A 2,569-nucleotide genomic window follows, 5' to 3' on the forward strand; every position below is an offset into this window, starting at 1 on the left:
ACGGATAAACAAGAAGAAGGACTTAAAGTTAAAAAATAGCAACTAAATGACAGCGAAGCAAATGACCACTAAATGACAAATAAACAAAAAGAAGTACTTAAAGTGCCTAGAGTGCCTAAAGTACTTAGAGTTAAAACTAAAAGCTAAAAACTAAAAACTAAAAGGTTATGTGTTACGGATAAACAAGAAGAAGGACTTAAAGTTAAAAAATAGCAACTAAATGACAGCGAAGCAAATGACCACTAAATGACAAATAAACAGATCCTCCTTCGCTAAAGCTACGGAGGAGAATCTAAACAATTTTTCTTAGTGTTCTTTGCTTGCCCCATAAGGAAGAATGACTGTATCGGGGCGTCTTTGCGAGAAATAAATTTAAACTAAAAAAATATGAAAAAATTTACTCATACTGACAATGAAGGTAAAGCAAAAATGGTGGATGTTGGTCACAAACCCGAACAACTACGAACAGCAATTGCGGAAGGATTTATAAAATTAGATTCTGAAACTGTAAAACTTATCAAAGAAAATAACATAAAAAAAGGTGATGTTCTTACGGTTTCTGAAATAGCAGGTATTCAGGCGGCAAAAAAAGCAAGTGATTTTATTCCTCTTTGCCATCAATTACGGCTTACAAAAATTGATGTAAAAACCGAACTTAAAGAAAATGGAGTATTAGCAAAAAGCAAGGTTAAATGCATTGGACAAACAGGCGTTGAAATGGAAGCACTAACTGCTGTGAGTATTACATTATTAACTATTTACGATATGTGCAAAGCCATTGATAAAAAGATGGAAATTGAAAATATTCGTTTGATTGAAAAAATAAAAGAAAATATTTAATAATAATTTCAACTGATTGTAAATAATTTTAGTAAATTTGATTAAAACTATTAAAGCCTTATACTATGAAAAATAAAAATTTAATACTTGCAATTTTCTCACTTACATTATTTTTTAGTTTTACTGTATCGGCACAAAAAACAGAAAACAAATCTTCATTCTCTTATGATTCCTTCGAGGTAAAAAGTATAAACAATATTATCTCTACTGTTTATGAGCTAATTTCCGGTCATGCAGGAGATAGGGATTGGGTAAAATTCAAAGCATTGTTTTGTTCCAATGCACAATTTACTTCCTTAAAAATAAATGAAAAAGGAAAAGAAGTGTTTTTCAGAGGAGGAATTGATGATTACATTGCTTATCTTAAACCAATTTTAAAAGAGTATGATTATTACGAAAAGGAAACAGGAAGGTCAATTCAGGAATCAGGTAATATCGCTCAGGTTTTCAGCATGTTCGAATCAATAATGCTTGAAGATAACACACCTGAAAATAGAAAAGGTGCAAATTGTTTTCAGTTAATTTATAAAAATAATCGTTGGTGGATTATTAATGTTCTATGGAATAATGAGCCACGTGGGATGTAAATATTTCCGATATTAATTATGAACAAAATAATAGTTTTATCAGTAAATCTATCTACAAATAGAAGTAGAAAATTTCCTCAAAATGAAATTATCATTGAAGAAAATGGTGTAAAAGGTGATGTTCATGCTCAAAAAGGAAACAGACAAGTAAGTTTGATAGACGAATATCATGTAAACAATTTTAAAAAGATAACATCTGCCAGAAATACTGAATTTGGCGAATTTGCTGAAAACATAAGCATTAAAGGATTAGGAAACAAAGTTGTAAGAATATTTGATATTTTTAAAATAGGAGATGTTATCCTTGAAGTTACACAAATCGGGAAAGAATTTCATAGAGAATTTAGTGAAATCGGACATTATGTAATGCCTCGTGTAGGTATTTTTTGCAGGGTATTACAAACAGGGAAAATAAAAAGCGGAGACAATATTGAATATTTCCCCAAAGTTTTTAAAACAACACTAATTACACTGAGTGACAGAGCTTCACAAGGTGAATACAAAGATAAAAGCGGTCCTGAAATAAAAAAGTATCTTGAGAAATTCTTTGAAAAGAAAGATTGGAATTTTGAAATTGATTATAAATTAATTCCTGACGACCCTGATGAGCTTACTTCTCTGGCATTAAAATCAAAAAAAGAAAAATGCGATTTAATAATAACTACAGGAGGAACAGGAATTGGTGAAAGAGATTTTACCATTGATGTAATAAAGCCAATGCTTGACAAAGAAATTCCGGGAATAATGGAATTGATAAGAGTAAAATACGGAATGGAAAAACCAGCTGCATTGTTAAGCCGTTCAGTTGCAGGAGTAATTGACAAGAGTCTCGTTTTTACTTTGCCCGGAAGTGTAAAAGCTGTAAAGGAATACATGACAGAAATAAACAAATCCCTTGAACACTTGGTTTACATGCTTCACGGTATTGATAAACATTGACTTAATTAAAAGTTAAAAACTAATCCTACGGACTTGCTTCGCTTCGAAAGTTGTGAATTCTAAATTTTGAATAAACAAACAAAAAGAAGTACTTAAAGTGCCTAGAGTGCCTAAAGTACTTAGAGTTAAAACTAAAAGCTAAAAACTAAAAACTAAAAGGTTATGTGTTACGGATAAACAAGAAGAAGGACTTAAAGTTAAAA

General features: G+C 30.6%; 3 protein-coding genes. All 3 read left to right on the plus strand.

Annotated elements, in window-relative coordinates:
• The first annotated feature begins 387 nt into the window (after positions 1-387).
• Positions 388-840, plus strand: a complete 453-nt coding sequence (gene moaC / locus U9R42_09210) for a cyclic pyranopterin monophosphate synthase MoaC (protein ID MEA3496198.1) — start codon at positions 388-390, stop codon at positions 838-840.
• 65 nt (positions 841-905) lie between these two features.
• The gene (locus tag U9R42_09215; GenBank protein ID MEA3496199.1) at positions 906-1,427 is read left to right on the plus strand and encodes a hypothetical protein; all 522 of its coding nucleotides are present in this window, start codon (positions 906-908) and stop codon (positions 1,425-1,427) included.
• An 18-nt stretch (positions 1,428-1,445) separates the two neighbouring features.
• Entirely contained in the window at positions 1,446-2,366 is a 921-nt protein-coding gene (locus U9R42_09220) for a molybdenum cofactor synthesis domain-containing protein (protein MEA3496200.1), read from the plus strand.
• Positions 2,367-2,569 lie beyond the last annotated feature (203 nt).

Source organism: Bacteroidota bacterium, from assembly GCA_034723125.1.
Taxonomy (GTDB): domain Bacteria; phylum Bacteroidota; class Bacteroidia; order CAILMK01; family JAAYUY01; genus JAYEOP01.

What these genes read in the sequence shown, in the direction of transcription:
- moaC (MEA3496198.1), top strand. Translation starts at nt 388, where the DNA reads ATGAAAAAATTTACTCATACTGACAATGAAGGTAAAGCAAAAATGGTG.
- U9R42_09215 (MEA3496199.1), top strand. Translation starts at nt 906, where the DNA reads ATGAAAAATAAAAATTTAATACTTGCAATTTTCTCACTTACATTATTT.
- U9R42_09220 (MEA3496200.1), top strand. Translation starts at nt 1,446, where the DNA reads ATGAACAAAATAATAGTTTTATCAGTAAATCTATCTACAAATAGAAGT.